The sequence below is a fragment of the Streptomyces sp. NPDC055140 genome (assembly GCF_053607285.1).
In genome coordinates, this window is the sequence record NZ_JBSGTG010000018.1 from 112,350 (window position 1) to 133,770 (window position 21,421).

The 21,421-nt window shown below is 71.4% G+C and carries 21 protein-coding genes and 1 pseudogene; 16 read left to right on the forward strand and 6 right to left on the reverse strand.

Annotation, left to right across the window (positions count from 1 at the left end; translation table 11 throughout):
- Positions 1-83 precede the first annotated feature (83 nt).
- On the forward strand, positions 84-965 hold the full coding sequence (locus tag ACWFR4_RS30060) for a helix-turn-helix domain-containing protein (protein ID WP_453467200.1): 882 nt from the start codon (positions 84-86) through the stop codon (positions 963-965).
- Positions 966-974: 9 nt separating this feature from the next.
- Positions 975-1,211, forward strand: a complete 237-nt coding sequence (locus tag ACWFR4_RS30065; RefSeq protein ID WP_453655416.1) for a DUF397 domain-containing protein — start codon at positions 975-977, stop codon at positions 1,209-1,211.
- On the opposite strand, the gene ACWFR4_RS30070 is transcribed toward ACWFR4_RS30065, so the two are convergent.
- Positions 1,195-2,355, reverse strand: a complete 1,161-nt coding sequence (locus ACWFR4_RS30070; RefSeq protein ID WP_453655417.1) for an 8-amino-7-oxononanoate synthase — start codon at positions 2,353-2,355, stop codon at positions 1,195-1,197. The genes ACWFR4_RS30065 and ACWFR4_RS30070 overlap by 17 nt on opposite strands.
- Before the next feature lie 200 nt (positions 2,356-2,555).
- On the opposite strand from ACWFR4_RS30070, the gene bioB reads away from it, so the two are divergent.
- From bioB to bioD, 3 genes are read left to right on the forward strand one after another with little or no spacing between them, the layout of a single operon-like run.
- Positions 2,556-3,773: a biotin synthase BioB gene (bioB, locus tag ACWFR4_RS30075; protein WP_453655418.1), complete on the forward strand. Its 1,218-nt coding sequence runs from the start codon at positions 2,556-2,558 to the stop codon at positions 3,771-3,773.
- Positions 3,766-5,103 carry an adenosylmethionine--8-amino-7-oxononanoate transaminase gene (locus tag ACWFR4_RS30080; protein WP_453467208.1) on the forward strand — a complete coding sequence of 446 codons (1,338 nt, stop codon included), beginning with the start codon at positions 3,766-3,768 and terminating at the stop codon, positions 5,101-5,103. Before bioB ends, ACWFR4_RS30080 begins: the two co-directional genes overlap by 8 nt.
- Positions 5,104-5,108: 5 nt before the next feature.
- Positions 5,109-5,828 (forward strand): dethiobiotin synthase, encoded by a 720-nt coding sequence (gene bioD, locus ACWFR4_RS30085; RefSeq protein ID WP_453655419.1) that lies wholly within the window; start codon positions 5,109-5,111, stop codon positions 5,826-5,828.
- Positions 5,829-5,895: 67 nt separating this feature from the next.
- On the opposite strand, the gene ACWFR4_RS30090 is transcribed toward bioD, so the two are convergent.
- The gene (locus tag ACWFR4_RS30090; RefSeq protein ID WP_227300257.1) at positions 5,896-6,234 is read right to left on the reverse strand and encodes a fic family toxin-antitoxin system, toxin component; all 339 of its coding nucleotides are present in this window, start codon (positions 6,232-6,234) and stop codon (positions 5,896-5,898) included.
- A gap of 49 nt (positions 6,235-6,283) precedes the next feature.
- Positions 6,284-6,511, reverse strand: coding sequence for a toxin-antitoxin system HicB family antitoxin (locus ACWFR4_RS30095; RefSeq protein WP_100597555.1), 228 nt, complete (start codon positions 6,509-6,511; stop codon positions 6,284-6,286).
- Positions 6,512-6,688: 177 nt separating this feature from the next.
- On the opposite strand from ACWFR4_RS30095, the gene ACWFR4_RS30100 reads away from it, so the two are divergent.
- The 8 genes from ACWFR4_RS30100 (at position 6,689) to ACWFR4_RS30135 (ending at position 16,193) form a co-directional block, all read left to right on the forward strand.
- On the forward strand, positions 6,689-7,483 hold the full coding sequence (locus ACWFR4_RS30100) for an ABC transporter ATP-binding protein (protein ID WP_453655420.1): 795 nt from the start codon (positions 6,689-6,691) through the stop codon (positions 7,481-7,483).
- 10 nt (positions 7,484-7,493) lie between these two features.
- On the forward strand, positions 7,494-10,061 hold the full coding sequence (locus ACWFR4_RS30105) for an ABC transporter permease (protein WP_453655421.1): 2,568 nt from the start codon (positions 7,494-7,496) through the stop codon (positions 10,059-10,061).
- A gap of 71 nt (positions 10,062-10,132) precedes the next feature.
- Positions 10,133-11,023 (forward strand): LLM class F420-dependent oxidoreductase, encoded by an 891-nt coding sequence (locus ACWFR4_RS30110; RefSeq protein WP_453467215.1) that lies wholly within the window; start codon positions 10,133-10,135, stop codon positions 11,021-11,023.
- A 70-nt stretch (positions 11,024-11,093) separates the two neighbouring features.
- Positions 11,094-11,519 carry a GNAT family N-acetyltransferase gene (locus tag ACWFR4_RS30115; protein ID WP_453467217.1) on the forward strand — a complete coding sequence of 142 codons (426 nt, stop codon included), beginning with the start codon at positions 11,094-11,096 and terminating at the stop codon, positions 11,517-11,519.
- Positions 11,520-11,711: 192 nt separating this feature from the next.
- Positions 11,712-13,052: a hemolysin family protein gene (locus tag ACWFR4_RS30120; RefSeq protein WP_453467219.1), complete on the forward strand. Its 1,341-nt coding sequence runs from the start codon at positions 11,712-11,714 to the stop codon at positions 13,050-13,052.
- Entirely contained in the window at positions 13,049-14,062 is a 1,014-nt protein-coding gene (locus tag ACWFR4_RS30125; RefSeq protein WP_453655422.1) for a hemolysin family protein, read from the forward strand. The genes ACWFR4_RS30120 and ACWFR4_RS30125 overlap by 4 nt, the downstream gene beginning before the upstream one ends.
- 79 nt (positions 14,063-14,141) lie before the next feature.
- Entirely contained in the window at positions 14,142-14,930 is a 789-nt protein-coding gene (locus tag ACWFR4_RS30130; RefSeq protein ID WP_453655423.1) for an SGNH/GDSL hydrolase family protein, read from the forward strand.
- Positions 14,931-15,047: 117 nt separating this feature from the next.
- Positions 15,048-16,193, forward strand: a complete 1,146-nt coding sequence (locus ACWFR4_RS30135; protein WP_453655424.1) for a CapA family protein — start codon at positions 15,048-15,050, stop codon at positions 16,191-16,193.
- Positions 16,194-16,205: 12 nt separating this feature from the next.
- On the opposite strand, the pseudogene ACWFR4_RS30140 reads toward ACWFR4_RS30135, so the two are convergent.
- Positions 16,206-16,964: pseudogene (locus ACWFR4_RS30140) on the reverse strand (DUF72 domain-containing protein); the annotation flags it as partial.
- Between the two features lie 128 nt (positions 16,965-17,092).
- On the opposite strand from ACWFR4_RS30140, the gene ACWFR4_RS30145 reads away from it, so the two are divergent.
- From ACWFR4_RS30145 to mug, 3 genes are all read left to right on the forward strand, one after another.
- Positions 17,093-17,395 (forward strand): DUF1876 domain-containing protein, encoded by a 303-nt coding sequence (locus ACWFR4_RS30145; protein WP_372564869.1) that lies wholly within the window; start codon positions 17,093-17,095, stop codon positions 17,393-17,395.
- Positions 17,396-18,023: 628 nt separating this feature from the next.
- Positions 18,024-19,466: an adenylosuccinate lyase gene (purB, locus tag ACWFR4_RS30150; RefSeq protein ID WP_453655425.1), complete on the forward strand. Its 1,443-nt coding sequence runs from the start codon at positions 18,024-18,026 to the stop codon at positions 19,464-19,466.
- Positions 19,463-20,032, forward strand: a complete 570-nt coding sequence (mug, locus tag ACWFR4_RS30155) for a G/U mismatch-specific DNA glycosylase (protein ID WP_453655452.1) — start codon at positions 19,463-19,465, stop codon at positions 20,030-20,032. Before purB ends, mug begins: the two co-directional genes overlap by 4 nt.
- Before the next feature lie 33 nt (positions 20,033-20,065).
- On the opposite strand, the gene ACWFR4_RS30160 is transcribed toward mug, so the two are convergent.
- Positions 20,066-20,872 carry an SAM-dependent methyltransferase gene (locus ACWFR4_RS30160; RefSeq protein WP_453459815.1) on the reverse strand — a complete coding sequence of 269 codons (807 nt, stop codon included), beginning with the start codon at positions 20,870-20,872 and terminating at the stop codon, positions 20,066-20,068.
- Positions 20,873-20,962: 90 nt separating this feature from the next.
- A complete protein-coding gene (locus ACWFR4_RS30165; protein ID WP_453459812.1) occupies positions 20,963-21,397 on the reverse strand; it encodes a hypothetical protein in 435 nt (144 codons plus the stop codon).
- Positions 21,398-21,421 lie beyond the last annotated feature (24 nt).

Below are 21,421 nucleotides of genomic sequence, written 5' to 3' on the forward strand. Positions count from 1 at the left end.
CCGCCTGCTTCCTCTACCGTCGGCTCAGAACACCGATCCGCCGGGCCGGAAGGAGCCGGGCCGCACAGGTCCGAGGAGACAGGATGAAACACGGTCCGGCGGTGCGCCGCCGCAGGCTCGGCGCGGAGCTGCGCGCGCTGCGTGCCCGCGCGGGGCTCACAAGTGGCGAGACGGCCCGGCTCGTCGGCTGGCACCAGTCGAAAGTGAGCCGTATCGAGACCGGGCGCAGCGGCGTGAAAGCGTCGGACGTGCGCCTCCTGCTCGACGCGTTCGAGGTCGCGGACCCCGGCATACGGGATCTGCTGGTCGCGCTGGCCGGGTCGGGGGACGACGGCGGCCAGCACTGGTGGCACGCCTACCGGGGTCTTCTACCGCCCGCCTACCGGGACTTCATCAGCCTGGAGTCGCAGGCGTGCCGGGTCAGAACGGTCGAGACGTCCGTCGTGCCGGGCCTCCTCCAGACGCCCGACTACGCGCGTGCGGTGACCAGGGCCGCGCTCGGCGGGCTGCCGGACGGGCAGGTCGACGCCCTGGTCGAGGTGCGGATCGCCCGGCAGGACGTGCTGCGTTCCGCGTCCCCGCTCCGGCTCAGCGCGGTGCTCGACGAGGCGGTGCTGCGGCGCCCGGTGGGCGGTCCCCGGGTGATGGGGGAGCAGTTGCGTCATCTGGCTGCCATGGCGAAACTTCCCCATGTGCGGCTTCAGGTATTGCCGTTCGCCGCAGGGGAGCATGTCGGACTAACCGGCCCTTTCGTTGTGTTCTCATTTCCGAACACTTCTGATCTGGACGTAGTAGTTCTCGACCATTTGACGAGTAGCCTCTACCTCGAGCGGAAAGAAGACCTCAAGGCGTACACGGATGCCTTCGACACCCTTCGGATCCACGCCCTTTCGCCCGGGGACTCGTTGGATTTCATCGCCGGGATCGCCGGAGCGCACCGCCCTCCGGACAGTGAACGCACGTAAGGAGGCACCATGTCAGCACTGCCTCGGTACGTACCATCCGCCGCGGTTCCCAGCACCTCTCTGCGCGACGCGCCATGGCGGCGAAGCAGCCGAAGCACCGGAATGAACAACTGCGTCGAGACGGCCCCGCTGCGCCGCGGCCCTTCGGCCGGACTGCTCGCCGTGCGCGACTCCAAGCGCACAACCGGACCCGCCCTGCTGTTCTCGCCCTCCGCGTGGGAGGGGTTCCTCAACTCCTTGCGGTGAACGCCGAGTCGGGAGCGTTGCGGCTGATCACCCGTACGGTCTGGGCGATTTGATCGTCGGTCAGGTCGGCGCGGGCGGTCAGCCGCAGACGTGAGATGCCGTCAGGCACCGACGGGGGACGGAAGCAGCCGACGGCGAGGCCGGCTTCGCGGCAGTCCGCCGCCCAGCGCACCGCCTCCTCGGGGGACGGCGCGCGCACGGAGACGACGGCGGCGTCGGGCCGTACGGCCTGGAGCCCCTGGGCCGTGAGCAGTTCGTGCAGCGAGGACGCCACGGCGCGGGCCCTTTCGGCGCGCTCGGGCTCGCGGCGCAGCAGGCGCAGGGCCGCGAGCGCGGCGCCGGCCGCTGCGGGCGCAAGGCCCGTGTCGAAGATGAACGTCCGTGCGGTGTTGACGAGATGGTCGATCACCCGGGCCGGACCGAGGACGGCGCCGCCCTGGCTGCCGAACGACTTGGAGAGGGTGACGGTGACGACGGTGTCGTCGGCGCCCGAGAGCCCCGCCGCCTGCGGCGCGCCCCTGCCGCCGTCGCCGAGCACGCCGAGCCCGTGCGCGTCATCGACGATCAGACCCGCCCCGAACTCCCTTGCCACTCCCGCGAGTTCAGCCAGTGGAGCGGCGTCGCCGTCCACCGAGAAGACGGAGTCCGACACGACGACGGCCTGCCCCTGATGCGTATCGAGGGCCTTGCGGACGGCGTCGGGCTCGGCGTGCGGGACGACCTGCGTCGCGCCGCGGGCGAGCCGGCATCCGTCGATGAGGGAGGCGTGGTTGCTCGCGTCCGAGACGATCAATGAGCCGTGCGGGGCGAGAGCGGTCACGGCCGCGAGGTTGGCGGCGTAGCCGGACGACAGGACGAGCGCCGCCTCGAAACCGCAGAACTCGGCCAGTTCGCGCTCGAGTTCGGCGTGCAGCTCCGTGGTGCCCGTGACGAGCCGCGAGCCGGTGGCGCCGCCACCCCAGCGCAGCGCCGCGTCCGCCGCTCCCCCGGTGATCTCGGGGTGGCGCGTGAGGCCGAGGTAGTCGTTGCTCGCGAGATCGAGGAGAGGGTTCGAGGCGGGGCGGGGGCGCAGGGTGCGGACGAGTCCGGCGCCGCGGCGCACGCGCTCCTGCTCGTCGATCCAGCCGAACGGCGATCCCGCCATGTGAGTCCCTCCGACGGCCGTGTCGCGACCGGTTCTCGAGTGGAGTGTGGTGTCCCGTGCCCGGTGCGTCTTTGTAGGCAGCGCACAGACACTAGCGGGACATCCAGCCACCCAGGGTGTGGCAATACCCACACGTCGAACCGGCAGAGTTGTCCGAAGCCTCCTTGGCCTGAGCAGGGGACGTAAGCCAGGATCGGGCCATGGACCTGCTGAACACGCTGGTGGACAAGGGGCTGCGGCGCGAGCTGCCGAGCCGCGAAGAAGCGCTCGCCGTTCTGGCGACTTCCGACGACGAACTGCTCGATGTGGTGGCCGCGGCCGGCAAGGTGCGGCGGCAGTGGTTCGGCCGGCGGGTGAAACTCAACTATCTGGTCAACCTCAAGTCGGGCCTGTGCCCCGAGGACTGCTCGTACTGCTCGCAGCGGCTCGGGTCCAAGGCAGAGATCCTCAAGTACACGTGGCTGAAGCCCGACGAGGCATCGAAGGCCGCGGCCGCCGGTGTCGCGGGCGGCGCGAAGCGGGTCTGTCTGGTTGCGTCCGGGCGCGGCCCGACGGACCGCGACGTCGACCGTGTCTCGGAGACCATCGGCGCGATCAAGGAGCAGAACGAGGGCGTCGAGGTGTGCGCCTGCCTCGGTCTGCTCTCCGAGGGCCAGGCCGAGCGGCTGCGCGGCGCGGGCGCCGACGCGTACAACCACAACCTCAACACCTCCGAGGGCACGTACGGCGACATCACGACGACGCACACCTACGCCGACCGCGTCGACACGGTGCAGAAGGCCCACGCGGCCGGCCTGTCCGCCTGCTCCGGGCTCATCGCGGGCATGGGCGAGAGCGACGAGGACCTGGTCGACGTCGTCTACTCGCTGCGCGAACTCGACCCGGACTCGGTGCCGGTCAACTTCCTGATCCCCTTCGAGGGCACGCCCCTCGCCAAGGAGTGGAACCTGACACCGCAGCGCTGCCTGCGGATCCTCGCGATGGTCCGCTTCGTCTGCCCCGACGTCGAGGTGCGGATCGCGGGCGGGCGCGAGGTGCACCTGCGCTCGATGCAGCCGCTGGCGCTCCACCTCGCCAACTCCATCTTCCTCGGCGACTACCTGACGAGTGAGGGCCAGGCGGGCAAGGCGGACCTGGACATGATCACGGACGCCGGGTTCGAGGTCGAGGGCACCGACCAGGTGACACTGCCCGAGCACCGGGGCGGGCCGTGCGGCTCCGAGGCGGAGGCGGCCTGCGGTTCCGGTGCGCATGCGGCATGCGGTTCCGACGCGGGTTCGGCCTGCGGTTCCGGTGGGGGCTGCGGCTCCCATGAAGAAGCCGCGGAGCCCTCGGTCGCCGAGGTCCCCGAGGCGCGCACGGACCTGGTCGCCGTACGCCGCCGGGGTGCCGGTACGGATCTCGCGCCCAATGCCTGAGCTGCCCGGGCCCGCGGTGACGGGGCTGCCCGTGACGGGGCTGCCCGTGGCGGAGCTGCTCGACCTCGACCGGCGGCACGTCTGGCATCCGTACGGTCCGATGCCGGGGCGGCAGGAGCCGCTGGTCGTCGAGTCGGCGGCCGGGGTACGGCTGCGACTCGCCGGCGAGGGCGGTGAGAGCGGTCAGGGTGCCGAGCTGGTCGACGGGATGTCGTCGTGGTGGTCGGCGATCCACGGCTACAACCACCCCGTGCTCAACGAGGCGGTGCGCGACCAGCTCGGCCGGATGAGCCACGTCATGTTCGGCGGGCTCACGCACGAGCCCGCCGTCGCGCTCGCGAAGCGTCTTGTCGACATGTCGCCAGAGGGGCTTGAGCATGTGTTCCTGGCCGACTCGGGCTCCGTGTCCGTCGAGGTCGCGATCAAGATGTGCCTCCAGCACTGGCGTTCCCTCGGGCGGCCGGAGAAGCGCCGCCTGCTGACGTGGCGCGGCGGCTATCACGGCGACACCTGGCAGCCGATGGCGGTCTGCGACCCCGAGGGCGGCATGCACGAGCTGTGGTCGGGGGCGCTGCCGCGGCACGTGTTCGCCGACGCCCCGCCCACCGAGTACGAGCAGACCTACGCGGATCATCTGCACGAGCTGATCGGGCGGCACGCCCATGAGCTGGCGGCCGTGATCGTGGAGCCCGTGGTGCAGGGCGCGGGCGGGATGCGGTTCCACTCCCCCGCGTATCTGCGGGTCCTGCGTGAGGCCTGCGACGCGCACGACGTGCTCCTCGTGTTCGACGAGATCGCCACGGGGTTCGGCCGGACCGGGGCGCTGTTCGCCGCGGAGCACGCGACGGTGACGCCCGATGTGATGTGTGTCGGCAAGGCGCTGACCGGTGGCTATATGACACTGGCGGCGACGCTGTGCACGGCGCGTGTGGCGGACGGGATCTCGCGGGGCGACGTGCCGGTGCTCGCGCACGGGCCCACGTTCATGGGGAACCCCCTCGCCGCCGCGGTGGCCTGCGCCTCGATCGACCTCCTGCTCGGGCAGGACTGGGCGACGGAGGTCAAGCGGATCGAGTCGGGGCTGCGGGAGTCGCTCGGCGCTGCGTCGGAGCTGCCCGGGGTGCGCGATGTGCGTGTGCTCGGCGCGATCGGTGTCGTACAGCTGGACCACGAGATCGACATGGCGGCGGCCACGCGGGCGGCGGTGCGCGAGGGCGTGTGGCTGCGGCCGTTCCGTGACCTCGTGTACACGATGCCTCCGTACATCACGGGGGACGAGGATCTGGCACGGATCGGCCGCGCGGTGTGCGCGGCCGCGCGGGAGGGCTGAACAGCATGACGGTACTGGTGGTCACGGGGACCGGAACCGAGATCGGCAAGACGGTCACGACGGCGGCCGTGGCGGCCGCCGCGCTGGCCGCGGGGCGGTCGGTGGCCGTCCTGAAGCCGGCCCAGACCGGGGTCGGGCCCGGTGAGCGCGGGGACGCGGACGAAGTGACGCGCCTGGTGGGCGGCGGGGTGACGGCCGTCGAACTGGCGCGGTACCCCGAGCCGTTGGCGCCCGCGACGGCCGCGCTGCGCGCCGGCCTCCCCCCGGTGCGCCCGCACGAGGTGGCCGACGCCGCGGCAAAGCTGGCGACGGACCACGACCTCGTCCTGGTCGAGGGCGCGGGCGGCCTGCTCGTGCGGTTCGACGCGGACGGAGGCACGCTCGCGGACGCCGCCAGGCAGCTCGGAGCGCCGGTCCTCGTCGTCGCGGCGGCGGGGCTCGGCACACTCAACTCGACGGCCCTGACGACGGAGGCCCTGCGCGCGCGGGACCTGACGCCGCTCGGCGTGGTCGTCGGCAGCTGGCCGGAGCACCCCGACCTCGCGGCCCGCTGCAATCTCGCGGACTTCCCCGAGGTCTCGGGGACGAAGCTCCTCGGCGCGATCCCCGAGGGGGCCGGTACGCACCCCGACTTCCGTGAATCCGCGCCGAGTTGGCTGGCGCCGGAGCTGGCGGGGACATGGGACGCGGCGGCCTTCGCCGCGAGCGCCGAGGCGCCCCGGTGAGCGCCTAGGGTCTTGCGTTTGGATCGGGGGCGAGCCCAGCAGGATCCAAACGAAAGGCCCTAGCGGCTCACAGGCTCCATCTGCGCAGTTCCTCCGCGATGTCGTGCACGGTCGCCCCGCCGTCCTTGACCAGGCGGGCCAGTTCCCTGACCTGGTCGGGCGACGTGGCGACCTTCAGGCCGCTCGCGACGAGATAGGCGTACGCGACGGCCGACGCGAACATCGCGTTCGAGCGTTCGAGGGCGGGGACGTGGAGGAGCAGCTGGAGCAGTGCGGCGGCCCGCGCCTGTGGGCTGTCGTACACGGCGGTCCCGAATATCTCCGCCTCGTGCCGGCTGACGGCGGCGACGAGCGCGCCCCAGTCGGTCACCTGAGGGTCTCCGGGGGTCTTCTGTTCGGCGATCATGAGGAGCCAGGCCAGGTCGATCCGCACGTTCTTCGATTCGCTCAAGGGCTCAGCGTCGGCCTTCGCGCTCCGCGCCGAATTCCTCGGCGAACACGGATTCGTACTGCTTCATGAAGTCGGCCGCCGCCTCGACGAACGTCCGGCCGAGCTCACCCGCGTCCTGTCTGACCAGCTCCTCGATGTACCGGTTCACACTCACGCCGCGTGCCAGCGCACGCTCACGCGCGGCTCGGGCGGTGTCCTCGTCCACCCGTACGTTCAGCTGAGTCTTCGCCATGACTTCACGCTAGCGCCGACGTGCTAGCACCGGCAAGGAGACGGCGAATGTGCCCCTTACACGCGTATCTGGAGCCCGACCTCGGAGGGATACCGCGCGTGTGACGCGCCGCACTACTCTCGTACGCGACACGGGAGTCGGTACGGCCAGGACGACGGCGAGACCCAGGAGGCGGCCTTGTCCACAGCGGCAGCAGAACAGCCCCACGGCCTGGCGGAGGCGCGCGATGTCGCCGCGCGCGCCCGGGGCCTGACCAAGGCGTACGGGTCAGGGGAGACCGCCGTCCTCGCGCTCGACTCGGTCGACGTGGACATCGCACGCGGCCGGTTCACGGCGGTCATGGGCCCCTCGGGGTCGGGCAAGTCCACGTTGATGCACTGCCTGGCCGGGCTCGACTCGGTCTCCGCGGGCCAGGTGTGGCTCGGGGACACCGAGATCACGGGCCTGCGCGACAAGGAGCTGACGCGGCTGCGGCGCGACCGGATCGGCTTCATGTTCCAGTCCTTCAACCTCATTCCCACGCTGAACGCGGCGGAGAACATCACGCTGCCGATGGACATCGCGGGCCGCACCCCGGACCCGGGCTGGCTGAAGCAGGTCATCGACACGCTGGGCCTCGGCGACCGGCTCAAGCACCGTCCCGCGCAGCTCTCCGGAGGCCAGCAGCAGCGGGTGGCCTGCGCCAGGGCGCTCGCCTCGCGACCGGAACTGATCTTCGCGGACGAGCCGACCGGGAACCTGGACTCGCGCGCGGGCCTCGAGGTCCTCGGGTTCCTGCGCGAGGCGGTGGACGACCTCGGGCAGACCGTCGTGATGGTGACGCACGACCCCGGCGCCGCGGGCCACTCCGACCTGGTGCTCTTCCTCGGTGACGGCCGCCTCGTGGACGAGATGCCGCAGCCCACGGCGGAGGCGGTCCTGGAACGCATGCGTCTGTTCACCGGGGGCAACCCCCACAACTCCCAGCCGTAGAGAGGCCGCTGTGCTGAAGGCGACGCTCAGGAGTTTCCTCGCGCACAAGGGCCGACTGGTCCTGTCGGGGCTTGCCATCGTCCTCTCGGTGGCGTTCGTGGCGGGCAGTCTGGTCTTCTCGGACACGGTCACCCGCACCTTCGACCGGCTCTTCGCGTCCACGTCCGCCGACGTACAGGTGAATCCGAAGCAGGACTCCCTCAGCGAGACGGTGCCGACCGGGGCGGTCGAGACCGTCCCGGCCCGGCTCGCCCGGCAGATCAGGTCCGTCGACGGCGTCGCCGCGGCCAGGATCGACGCCGCCGCCGAGAACATCACCGTCGTGGACGACAAGAACAACTCGGTCGGCCCGACCAGCGGTGCCCCCACCATCGCCACCAACTGGTATGTGACGGACCGCAGTCCGGTCCGCCTGACCTCGGGCCATGCCCCGCGCGGCAGTGGCGAGGCGCTGCTCGACGCGGACACCGCCGACAAGAAGCACATCCGCATCGGCGACTCCCTCACCGTCCTCGCGCAACCGGGGTCCTTCACCGTCCGGATCGTCGGCATCGCGACCTTCCGCACCACCAACCCCGGCGCCGCGCTCGTCTTCCTGGACACGGCGACGGCGCAGGCGAAGCTGCTCGGCGGCACGGATCGCGCGACGAGCATCTCCGTGGACGCGGCGCCCGGGGTGAGCGACGCCGCGCTGAAGCGGCGGATCGCCCAACAGCTCGGTTCCGGCTACGACTTGAAGACCGCCGGCGAACAGGCCACGTCGGACGCGGCGGATCTCGGCCCGTTCCTCGACGTGATCAAGTACGTGATGCTGGGCTTCGCCGGGATCGCGGTCCTGGTCGGGATCTTCCTGATCGTGAACACGTTCTCGATGCTGATCGCGCAGCGCACCCGCGAGCTGGGACTGCTGCGCGCGCTCGGCGCCGACCGGCGGCAGGTGCGCCGCTCCGTCCTGACGGAGGCGGTGCTGCTCGGCCTGGTGGGCTCGGTGCTCGGCCTCGCGGCGGGTATCGGGCTGGCGCTCGGCCTCATCAGGCTCATGAGCGCGTTCGGGATGAACCTGAAGTCGACCGAGATGGTGATCGGCTGGGGGACGCCCGTCGCCGCCTTCGCGGTCGGCGTCGGGGTCACGTTCGTGGCCGCGTATCTGCCGTCGCGGCGTGCGTCCCGGGTCTCCCCCATGGCGGCGCTCGCGGACGCCGAGATCGCGGGTGCGGGGCGGCCGCTGCGGGTGCGCGCGGTGGCGGGAGCCGTGGTCGGCGTGGCGGGGGTGGCCGCTCTCGCCGGTTGCGCCGCGGCCACGAAGACGGCGAGTGCCTCGCTGCTCCTCATCGTCGGCATCGTCCTGACGCTGCTGGCCACGGTGATCGCGGGCCCCTTGCTCGTACGTCCCGTGATCCGCGTCCTGGGCGGCGCGTTCCCCGCCGTGTTCGGCTCGGTGGGGCGGCTGAGCCAGCGCAACGCGCTGCGTAACCCGCGGCGCACCGGGGCCACCGCGGCCGCGCTGATGGTCGGGCTCGCTCTGGTGGCGGGCATGTCCGTGGCCAGCGCGTCGATGAGCAAGTCGTTCGACGAGCAGATCGACAAGACCCTGGGCGCCGACTTCACCGTCCAGAATGCCAACTTCACACCCTTCCCTGAGGAAGTGACCGACAAGATCCGCGCCACCGAAGGGGCGGGGCTCGTCGTGCGACAGCGGTTCGTGCCGCTCGCGGTGCGTCTGCCGGACGGCAAGCGCGTGAAGACGACGGCCGCGGGTTACGAGGCACAGCTCGACGAGGTCGCGCACGTCACGTACTCCCAGGGCGACTCGGCGGCCGCGCTCGCGCCCGGGAAGGTCGCGATGGACGCGGAGTTCGCCAAGGAGCACCACGCGCGCGTGGGCACGGTGGTGCCCGTGGACCTGCCCGGCGGACGCACGGACCGGCTCACCGTCGCGGCCCTCACCGACCAGGGCGGGGGCGACGGATTCGGCATGTCCGGCGGCCTGTTCATGGGGATGGGGACGCTGGAGAAGTTCCTGCCCGACGGCCAGGACTCGGCGGTGTACGTGAACGCCTCCCCCGGCACGGGCGCGGACGCGCTCCGCGCCCGTCTGGAGAAGGCCCTCGATCCGTACCCACAGGTACAGGTCCGCGACCTGGCCGACTACAAGAAGCTCGTGCACGACCAGATCGCGGTGCTGCTGTACCTCGTGTATGCGCTGGTCGGGCTCGCGATCGTCATCGCCGTCCTGGGCGTCGTCAACACCCTTGCCCTGTCGGTCGTCGAGCGGACGCGGGAGATCGGTCTGCTCCGCGCCATCGGGCTCTCCCGGCGCCAGCTGCGGAGGATGATCCGCCTGGAGTCCGTGGTGATCGCCGTGTTCGGAGCGGTGCTCGGGCTGACGCTCGGTGTCGTGTGGGGGCTCGCGATCCACGAGGTGCTCGCGCTCCAGGGCATGGAGGCGCTCGCCATCCCGTGGGGCACGATCGTCGCGGTCGTGGTCGGCTCGGTCGTCGTGGGGCTCGCGGCGGCGCTCCTTCCGGCGCTCCGCGCCTCGCGCATGAACGTGCTGGCGGCCATCGCCCACGAATGATGTACTCGCCGCACGGCCTCCCGGCCGTTCAGCTCCACCGAGTTCAACTCGCCCGAGACTGAGGAGAGTTCATGAGTCGCGCGTTCCGCTTCGGCGTCAACATGGTCACCCCCGCGTCCGGCGACGAGTGGCGTAAGCGCTGCCGCAGGGCCGAGGAGCTCGACTACGACGTGATCCTCGTCGCCGACCACCTGGGCATGCCCTCGCCGTTCCCCTCCCTGGTCGCCGCCGCCGAGGCGACCGAGCGCCCGCGTGTGGGCACGTTCGTCCTCAACGCCGGCTTCTGGAACCCGGTACTCCTCGCCCGCGAGGTGGCGACCACGGACACGCTCACCGGCGGCAGGCTCGAACTCGGCCTGGGCGCAGGCTACGTGCAGGCGGAGCACGAGGCGGCCGGGCTGCCCTGGGGGTCGCCCGGTGAGCGAGTGGACCATCTGCGGCGCGTCGTGGAGGAGCTGGACCGGCTGCTCGGGTCGGACGAGCATCAGCCTCGGCCCGTGCAGCACCCCCGCCCGCCGCTCCTGATCGGCGGCAACGGCGACCGGATGCTGAAGCTGACGGCCGAGCACGCGCAGATCGCGGCGTTCACCGGGGCGCGCTCCGTCCCCGGCCACCCGGGCGGGAAGCTCCAGCACCTCACCCCGGAGGAGCTGGACGAGCGCGTCGCCGCGTACCAGCGCTTCGCGGCGGGGCGCGCGGAGCCCGCCGAACTCAATCTGCTGATCCAGATGGTCACGGTGACCGACGACCGGCGGGCGGCGATCCAGCCGGTTCTCGAACGCATCCCGCAGTTCACGCGGGACGAGGCGCTGGACCTGCCGCTGCTGCTCGTCGGCACGGTCCGTGAGATCGCGGACCAGGTGCGCGCGCAGCGCGACCGCTACGGGTTCACGTACCTCACGGTCCTGGAGCCCTACATGGAGGCGTTCGGTCCGGTCATCGAGGAGCTGCGGAAGGTCTGAGCCGGGGCCCTGTCCGCATCCTGAAAAAAATGGCGCGCGGGACCGGCCGCCCGGTGATGGGATCGGCCCCATGAGTGATCTTCGGATACGGGCCGCGACGCCCGACGACCTCGATGCCGCCCTCGCCTTCTGGAAGCTGGCCGCCGAGGGCACGAGCATCAGCGACGACCGCGCGGGCGTGGAGCGGCTCGTCGCCCGCGACCCCGAGTCGCTGCTGCTCGCCGAGCGCGACGGGCAGCTGGTGGGGACCGTCATCGCCGGCTTCGACGGATGGCGCTGCCATCTGTACCGGCTCGCGGTGCATCCGGACGCGCGGCGGCAGGGCGTGGGGTCGGCGCTGCTCGCGGCCGCGGAGGAGCGATTCGTACGGCTCGGTGGGCGGCGGGGCGACGCGATGGTCCTGGACCGCAACGAGCGCGCGCAGCACGCGTGGCGTGCCGCCGGTTATGCGCCGCAGCCGCAGTGGACGCGCTGGGTCAAGCACCTCACGGACTGACCCAGCGCGGCCCGGGCGACGGCGTCCCGGCCGCACGGGCTTTGCCGATCCTTTACCATGGTTGCTCCACTTGTCCCGTCCTCCTCTTGAAAGGTGTGAGCGTCCGCCCATGGGCGAGCCTCCCAGTACCCGGCGCCTGCGACATCGCGCGATACCCACCGCCCTGGCCGATCATGGGACGGAGGTGACCCGATGACCGAAGTGCTCCTGCTCGCCGTGGCGGTGCTGCTCTCGCTGGCCTGCGGTGCGTTCGTCGCTGCCGAGTTCTCCCTCACCACGGTCGAGCGTTCCGGCCTCGAGCGCGCCGTCGAGCGCGGTGAGCGGGGCGCCGCCGGCGCCCTCAAGGCCGTACGGAATCTGACCTTCCAGCTCTCCGGTGCCCAGCTCGGCATCACCGTGACCAATCTGGTCGTCGGCATGCTCGCCCAGTCGTCCGTCGCCAAACTGATCGCGGGGCCCCTGGAGAGTCTCGGGCTCTCCCGCTCCGCCGCCTCCTCGGCCGCACTGGTCATCGCCACGGGCCTGTCGACCGTCTTCCTGATGGTCGTCGGCGAGCTTGTCCCCAAGAACTGGGCGATCTCGTCGCCGCTGGCCGTAGCCAAGCGCGTCGCGACGCCCCAGCGCCTGTTCAGCGCCGCGTTCCGCCCCTTCATCACGCACCTGAACAACACCGCGAACCGGGCGGTGCGCCGCTTCGGCATCGAACCCGCCGAGGAGCTGGCCTCCGCGCGCGGACCGCAGGAACTGGTGGCCCTGGCCCGCCACTCCGCCAAGGAGGGCGCCCTCGAGGCGGACACCGCCGAGCTGTTCATGCGCACCCTGAACCTCGCGGACCTCACCGCGGAGAACGTGATGACACCGCGCGTCCAGGTCGTGGCGCTCGACGCGCAGGCCACCTGCGAGGACGTGGCGAACGCGACCCGGGCCACGGGCCTGTCCCGGTTCCCCGTGTACCGCGGCAACCTCGACTCGGTCGTCGGCGTCGCGCACATCAAGGACGTCCTCGCCGTGCCCGCCGAGCTCCGGGGCCGCCGTTCCGTGTCCGATCTGATGCGCGAGCCGCTCCTCGTACCCGAGACCCTGACCGTCGACCGGCTCCTCGACCGGCTCTCCGGGAAGCGCACGATGGCCGTCGTCATCGACGAGTACGGCGGCACCGCGGGCGTCGCCACGGTGGAGGACATCGTCGAGGAGGTCGTCGGCGAGGTGCGGGACGAGCACGATCCGCACGAGACGCCCGACCTCGCCCCGGCCGGCGTGGACGACGTGGGCCGCGCCCTCTACTCCGCCGACGGCGCCGCCCGCACCGACCAGCTCCAGCGGGTCGGCCTGCGCGTCCCCCACGGCCCCTACGAGACGCTCGCCGGCCTGGTCGCCACCGAGCTCGGCCGGATCCCGGACGTCGGCGACAGCGTCGAGGTGGCCGGATGGCGGCTCGACGTCGTGGACGCCGCGGGCCACCGCGCGGCCCGCGTCCTGCTGCACGCGCCGCTCGCCGAGCGGTCCGACGACGCCCCGAAGGGGGACCGATGACCGCGATCCAGCTCCTGATCGGCCTGGCGACGCTGGTCGTCAACGCCTTCTTCGTGGGCGCCGAGTTCGCCCTGATCTCCGTACGCCGCAGCCAGATCGAACCGCACGCGGACGAGGGCGACCGGCGGGCGAAGAGCGTCCTGTGGGGCCTTCAGCACGTGTCGGCCCTGCTGGCCGCGGCGCAGCTCGGCATCACGCTGTGCACCCTGGTACTCGGCATCGTCGCCGAACCCGCCATCGCCCATATTCTGGAGCCGGTGTTCGACGCGGTCGGCGTGCCGCACGGTCTCGTCCACCCGATCTCGTTCGTGATCGCGCTGACGGTGGCCACGTATCTGCACATGCTGCTCGGCGAGATGATCCCGAAGAACGTCGCGCTCGCCGAGCCGGTGCGCAGCGCGCTGCTGCTCGGGCCGCCCCTGGTGACCTTGGCGAGGGCGCTGCGTCCCGTGATCTTCACGGTCAACGCCTTCGCCAACGGGCTGCTCAAGCTGTTGCGTGTCGACGTCAAGGACGAGGTGTCCGCGACGTTCTCGGACGACGAGCTGGCCCGTCTCGTCAAGGACTCGGGCGACGCGGGACTCATCGACGACCGCGCCCAGGAGCGCCTGCGCGACGCACTCGAACTGGGCCGCCGCCCGGTCAGGGACGTCGTCCTGCCGCTGGAGCGGGTGGTCTACGCGCATGTGGGCGTCACGCCCGAGCAGCTGGAGCAGCTGTCGGCCCGGTCGGGGTTCTCGCGCTTCCCCGTGGTCGACGACAACCGCCGCATCGTCGGCTATCTGCATGTGAAGGACGCCCTGGACGCGTCGCCGCGCGATCTGCCGTTCCGGATTCCGGACATGCGGCCGATCGCGCGCGTCCGCGAGACGACGCCGCTCGACGACGTCCTCTCGGCGATGCGCGGCAGTCGTACGCACGTGGCGGCGGTCCTCGGCGCCGACGGGCGGCTCGCCGGTCTCGTGACGATGGAGGACGTCCTTCGGGAGCTGTTCGGACAGCCGGTGTGATCTCGGCGCCGTGTGCCCGACGCCGGGCACACGGCGCCTCGTCGGCTGTCCCAGGGCTCGGGATACCATCACTTCCGCCATGCAGAAAAATGCCAACCACACCAGTTACAGCAGCCTCGTCACGATCGGTGACTCGTTCACCGAGGGCATGTCCGACCTGCTGCCCGACGGCTCCTACCGCGGCTGGGCCGACGTACTGGCCGGCCGGATGGCGGCCCGCACCCCCGAGTTCCGCTACGCGAACCTCGCCGTGCGCGGCAAGCTCATCAGCCAGATCGTCGACGAGCAGGTGGACGTCGCGGCCGCGATGGGCGCCGACGTCATCACGCTGGTGGGCGGGCTCAACGACACCCTGCGCCCCAAGGTCGACATGGGCCGGGTGCGCGGACTCCTCGAAGAGGCCGTCGAGAAGCTGGCGCCGGCCTGCGAGCGGCTCGTCCTGATGCGCAGCCCCGGCCGCAACGGGCCCGTGATGGAGCGCTTCCGGCCGCGCATGGAGGAGCTGTTCGCCTGCATCGACGACCTCGCGGCGCGGCACGGCGCGGTGGTCGTGGACCTGTACGGGCCGCCCGCCCTCGGTGACCCCCGCATGTGGGACGTGGACCGGCTGCATCTGACGGCGGAAGGGCACAGCCGAGTCGCCGAGGCCGTCTGGCAGGCGCTCGGCCACGAGCCCGAGGGCGACTGGCAGGCCGTGCTCCCGCCGACCGCGCCGCCCGGGTGGGGCACCCGCCGCCTCGCCGACGTCCGCTTCGCCAAGCAGCACCTGGTCCCGTGGATCGGCCGCCGTGTGACGGGCCGCTCCTCAGGCGACGGCCGCCCGGCGAAGCGCCCCGAACTGCTGCCGTACGAGGCCCCGCGCGGCTGACCTGCCGGGACGGGGCGGCGCGCCCCGGGCGCCCCGCCCTCGCAGCTTCCGTCGAAGGGGGCCCGGCCCTGGCCTGCACGAATCGCCATCCCGGTGGCAGGGTTCTAACTTGGAGGGATGCAGGGTGATCTGATCACGCTGTGCCTCGCCGGCGACGTGATGCTTGGGCGGGGCGTCGACCAGATACTTCCGCACCCCGGTGATCCGGCACTGGCGGAGACGTACGTCCGGGACGCCCGCTCCTACGTCGAGCTGGCGGAGGTCGCGCACGGCCCGCTTCCCCGCCCGGTCGATTTCTCCTGGCCCTGGGGTGACACGCTGCGGCTCCTCGACCGGGCCGCTTCCGACGCCGTGGTGCTCAATCTGGAGACCAGCGTCACGCGGAGCGACGACTTCGCACCCGGCAAGGCCGTCCACTACCGCATGCATCCCGCCAACCTGCCCTGCCTCATCGCCGCCCGCCCCGACGTCTGCGTCCTGGCGAACAACCACATCCTCGACTTCGGCCGCCGCGGGCTCGCGGAGACCCTCGACGCGCTGGCGGGCGCCGGTATCGCCTCAGCGGGTGCGGGACACGACGCGGACGCGGCCCGGCGGCCGGCGATCGTCCCCGTCAAGGGCGGCCGGCGGATCCTGGTCCACTCCTTCGGCATGCCGTCCAGCGGAATCCCGCCGAGCTGGGCCGCCGCGGTGGACCGAAGTGGGATCGACTACGTGGCCGAGGCGTCGGACACCGAAGCGGCTGCGGTGGTCACCCGGATCCGGCAGGTGAAACGACCGGGTGACATCGTCATCACCTCGATCCACTGGGGTTCCAACTGGGGCTACTCCGTTCCCCGCGACCAGGTCCGCTTCGCGCACGCACTCGTCGACGGAGGCGCGGACGTCGTCCACGGGCATTCCTCGCACCATCCCCGGCCGCTTGAGCTGTATCGGGGAAAGCTCATCGTCTACGGCTGCGGCGACCTGGTCAACGACTACGAGGGCATCTCCGGCTACGAGAACTACCGCGACGACCTGCGGCTGCTCTACTCCCCCTCGCTGGAGCCGTGCACCGGCAGACTCCGCGAACTGCGCATCACGCCCTTCCAGAGCCGGCGGATGCGGCTTCGGAGGGCGTCGGCAAAGGACTGCCAGTGGCTTCAGGACCGCCTGGGCCGGATCAGCCGCGGCTTCGGCTCGCGCATCGCGTACGACCCGGACGGCATCCTCACCCTCGGCGTCGACGGGTCGCCCGCCCAAAACGGCGCACGGCCGGCATAAGCCCGTGAGGGACGACGGCGTCCGGCTCACTGTCCGGCCCAGCGCGACCGCGGCCCGGGCGAACTTCGTAGCGTCGACGACGGCCGCACCGCCCAGGTCGTTGTTGAAGTACACGTACACGTCGTCCCGGTCCGGCCAGGCGTCGGCGATGCGTCCGGCCCAGGACTTCAACGCCTGCCGGCCATAGCGGGGCGGCGGCTGGGCGATGCCGCCGTGGAAGCGCACGTACCCCCAGGACGCGGTACGCCACAGCGGCGTCACCGGACGTGATCCCCGGTCCGCCCAGCACAGCGCGCTGCCGTGCCGCTCAAGTACCGCCCGAAGCTCCCGCCCCGCGTCCCACCACGAGGTGTGCCGCAGTTCAACGGCTACCCGAACCGTGCTTGAAAAGCAGCCCAGGCACGCATCCAGCGCCCCGACGTCCTCCCGGAGGTGGGGCGGCAATTGCAGCAGTACGGGCCCCATGCGGTCACCAAGGCCCTCGGCACGGTCCAGCAGACGGTGCACCGGCTCCTCGGGGTCGCGCAGCCGCTTCATATGGGTCAGATAGCGGCTGGCCTTGACCGCCATGACGAACCCCTCAGGCGTCCGCTCCCGCCAAGACCCGAAGATCTCCTTCGTCGGAAGCCGGTAGAAGGCGTTGTTGTTCTCGACGGTCGCGAATCGCCGGGCGTACTCCTCCAGCCACAACCGCTGCGGCAGGCCGGGCGGGTAGAGAGCGCCGCGCCAGTCCTCGTACTGCCACCCCGAGGTTCCGACGAGCATGGCCATGCCCGACCCCTACCCGCGAGAAATGGGTATATCCATAACGGAACGTGATGAACTCGCCGAATGAGCCCGCACGGAGGGATTCTGGAAACTGCTGGAATCAGAGGGACCGGAGCCCGAGGAGGCACGTCATGACACACGCCGAAGAGTGGAAGGTCGGCGTCTACCTGACCGAGGAGGACGGCATTACCAAAGCCCGGGCAGTGCTCGCCAACGGGAAGACGCAGATGGTCGGACGCGGCAAGGCGCGCTGCAATCCCCAGGACGTGGAAATCCCCGCGATAGGGGACGAGCTCGCGGCGAGCCGGGCGATGCGCGACCTGGCCGGTCAGCTGATGCACGCCGCCGACCGGGACCTGGCGGCGGTGGGCGCCGTACCCGATCTGCCGCGCACCGCCTACGGCTGGCCTGATGACGCGGGCCTGGCCAGGTAGACCGCCTCGCTGCCACGGCTGAGCGTCGCACTGTTCCGGCATGCACGATCCCGCGGCACCGACGACGAGGACGCGGGCTTCGCGGCCCTGCACGACATGGCCCTGCTCAGCCCTTCCCTACCGCCGGAATCAGCGCCGAGTCGAAAGGTACTGCCGACAGAGATGCCCAGCCAGAACAGCACAGCGCAGAATGGCACGCTCAGCGCCGCACACTTCTGAGCCACCTGGAACGGAACGGCCAGCATTGAGGACGCAGCCCAGGCATTCGGCATGTCAAGGTCGAAGGGGTACGGCCTCGTCCGCCGCGAACAGTTCCCCTGCCGCCTGCTACGGATCGGCCGCATTCCGCATTCCGCAACAGCGCCGCTACTCCGCGTACTCGAAAGCGGTGAATCGGAATGCCCCCGGGATGAGCACAGCACCTGCTCCTGAGCTGACGCACGTCGAGCCCCCGCCGGATTCCCGGGGCTCGTCGTGCGCCCACCCTCACCCGCCCGTCTCACACGCGTCTCACACCCGTCTCACCGACGTGACGTGACAAGAACTGTCAGGAAGCCTCTGACCTGTACGTTCCTACATCACCTGGATGGTTCGGAGCCTGTATGGACGCCCGGTAAACTCCGTACACGTGACTGCCGCGCCTGCAAAGCCCCGTATCCCGAATGTTCTCGCCGGACGCTACGCCTCCGCCGAGCTCGCCACTCTCTGGTCCCCCGAGCAGAAGGTGAAGCTGGAGCGTCAGCTCTGGCTCGCCGTGCTGCGCGCGCAGAAGGACCTCGGGATCGAGGTGCCGGACGCCGCTCTCGCCGACTACGAGCGCGTCCTCGACCAGGTCGACCTGGCCTCCATCGCCGAGCGCGAGAAGGTCACGCGCCACGACGTGAAGGCCCGCATCGAGGAGTTCAACGCCCTCGCCGGCCACGAGCAGGTCCACAAGGGCATGACGTCCCGCGACCTGACGGAGAACGTCGAGCAGCTCCAGATCCGCCTCTCCCTCGAACTGGTCCGCGACCGCGCCGTCGCCGTACTCGCGCGCCTCGGCAAGCTGGCCGCCGAGTACGGCGAGCTGGTGATCGCGGGTCGCTCGCACAACGTCGCGGCGCAGGCCACGACCCTCGGCAAGCGCTTCGCGACCGCCGCCGACGAGCTGCTCGTCGCGTACGCCCGGGTCGAGGAGCTGCTCTCCCGCTACCCGCTGCGCGGCATCAAGGGCCCCGTCGGCACCGCGCAGGACATGCTCGACCTGCTCGGCGGCGACGCGGCGAAGCTCGATGAGCTGGAGCAGCGCATCGCGGGCCACCTGGGCTTCTCGCAGGCGTTCACCTCGGTCGGCCAGGTCTACCCGCGCTCCCTCGACTACGAGGTCGTCACCGCGCTCGTGCAGCTCGCCGCCGCGCCGTCCTCGACCGCGAAGACGATCCGTCTGATGGCCGGGCACGAGCTCGTCACCGAGGGCTTCAAGCCGGGCCAGGTCGGCTCGTCCGCGATGCCGCACAAGATGAACACCCGCTCCTGCGAGCGCGTCAACGGCCTCATGGTCATCCTGCGCGGCTACGCGTCGATGACCGGTGAGCTGGCGGGCGACCAGTGGAACGAGGGCGACGTCTCCTGCTCCGTGGTGCGCCGCGTCGCGCTGCCGGACGCGTTCTTCGCGCTCGACGGTCTCCTGGAGACGTTCCTGACGGTGCTCGACGAGTTCGGCGCGTTCCCGGCCGTCGTCGCCCGCGAGCTGGACCGCTACCTGCCGTTCCTCGCCACGACGAAGGTCCTGATGGCGTCGGTGCGGGCGGGCGTCGGCCGCGAGGAGGCCCACGAGGCCATCAAGGAGAACGCCGTCGCGTCGGCCCTCGCCATGCGCGAGCAGGGCGCCGAGCGCAACGAGCTGCTCGACAAGCTCGCCGCGGACTCCCGGATCCCGCTGGACCGCGCCGGGCTCGACGAGCTGATGGCCGACAAGCTGTCCTTCACGGGCGCCGCGAGCGACCAGGTCGCCACCGTCGTCGCGCGCATCGAGGAGATCCTCAAGCAGCACCCCGAGGCCGCCGGTTACGCGCCCGGAGCGATCCTCTGACCCGGCTGACCCCCGCGGACCTGGAGGCCGCCCGTGACCGCATCGTTCCCGATGTGGTCGCGAGCGGCCTCTCCGTGCTTTTCTGCGGGATCAACCCGGGCCTGATGACAGCGGCGACCGGCCACCACTTCGCGCGCCCCGGCAACCGTTTCTGGCCGGTGCTCCACCTGTCCGGGTTCACACCCCGGCAGCTGGCCCCCGCCGAGCAGGAGGAACTCCTGTCGTACGGGCTCGGGATCACGAACGTCGTCGCGCGGGCCACGGCGCGGGCGGACGAGCTGAGCGCGCAGGAGTACCGCGACGGCGGCCGCCTGCTCACCGCCAAGGTGGAGCGGCTGCGGCCGCGCTGGCTCGCGGTCGTGGGCGTGACGGCGTACCGGTCGGCCTTCGGGGAGCCGCGGGCTCGGATCGGCCCGCAGGAGCGGATGATCGGCGGGACCCGGGTGTGGGCGCTGCCCAATCCCAGTGGTCTGAACGCGCATTGGACGGCGGCGACGATGGCTGAGGAGTACGGGCGGCTGCGCGCCGCCGCCTCGGGGGACGACGGCGCGGGGCTCCCCGGCTGACGCGGCACGTGACGGGTAGCGCGGTGGCGTGCGTCAGGGCTTGCGGGCCATGACGCCGAACTGGGCGACGAGCGGCCCCTCGTCGGCGCCGTCCGTCCGCCAGCGCGCGCAGGAGACGAGGCCCGGCTCCAGGACGTCGAGCCCGTCGAGGAAGCCCTCGATCTCGGCCCGGTCGCGTGCCGTGATCGGCGGCGTCGCGTTCTCGTTCCAGAAGCGCATCGCCGCCTCGTTCCCCTCGCCGCCCAATTCCAGCGTGGGGTGCGTGAGGACGAGGTGGCTGCCGGAGGGGACCGCGTCCAGGAGGTGGCGCACGATGGACGTGGCCTCGGCGGTGTCGAGGACGAAGTTCAGGATACCGAGCATCATGACGGCGACCGGCCGGCCGAGGTCGAGGGTGCCGGACGCGGCGCGGAGGATGGCCGCGGGGTCGCGCGCGTCCGCGTCCACATAGCTGGTGGCGCCCTCGTCCGTGCTGGTGAGGAGCACGCGGGCGTGTGTGAGCACGATCGGGTCGTTGTCGACGTAGACGACGCGGGAGTCGGGGGCGATGCGCTGGGCGACCTCGTGCGTGTTCTCCGCGGTGGGCAGGCCGGTGCCGATGTCGAGGTACTGGCGGATGCCTGCCTGGCCGGCGAGGTAGGTCACGGCGCGGCCGAGGAAGGCCCGGTCGGCGCGCGCCACTTCGCCGATGCTGGGGTACATGGAGGTGACCTGGTCGCCGACCTGCACGTCCACCTCGTAGTGGTCCTTGCCGCCGAGCCAGTAGTTCCACACGCGGGCGTTGTGCGCGATGTGGCTCGCGGTCCGCTCCCCCGGCTCCTGCCCGCTCTGCTCGCTCACGTGCTCTCCCTCACCTCGGTCGCGCCCTGATCCGATGTCAAGATCCCATGGTGGCACGGCAGTTCCTGCTTACCGGGTCCAGGCGCGTCATCAGGGCGGGTCCACGTCCGTGACGGCGGCGACGAGCCGGAACGGCAGGTCCTCGGCGCCGAACGGGATGCCCAGCACGATCCACCGCCCGTCGGCCTGCCACACCTGGACGTCCGGCACATACGCGCTGAGCGCGGCCCAGGGCTCCGGTATGTCCTCGCCGCCCTCGACCGCGCGCAGGCTGACGCTCCACAGGCTGAACCACTGCGGCTCCCCCCAGCGCTCGGTGAGCACCGAGGAGAGCCCGTCCCGGTCGGCGACCCACTGGTCCTGAGCGGCGCCCTCGGGGGCCGGCTCCCGGAGCTCGTCGCACGTCGCCAACTCCGCGATGTGGTAACCCGGTCCGCCGGAGCCCGCGTCCGATCTGCCGTGCTCCGCGGGGAACTCACGGGAGCGCAGCAGGTCGATCGTCGCGAGATGCTGTGCGGTGCTCATGACGTCCAGTAAAGCGGCCACCAC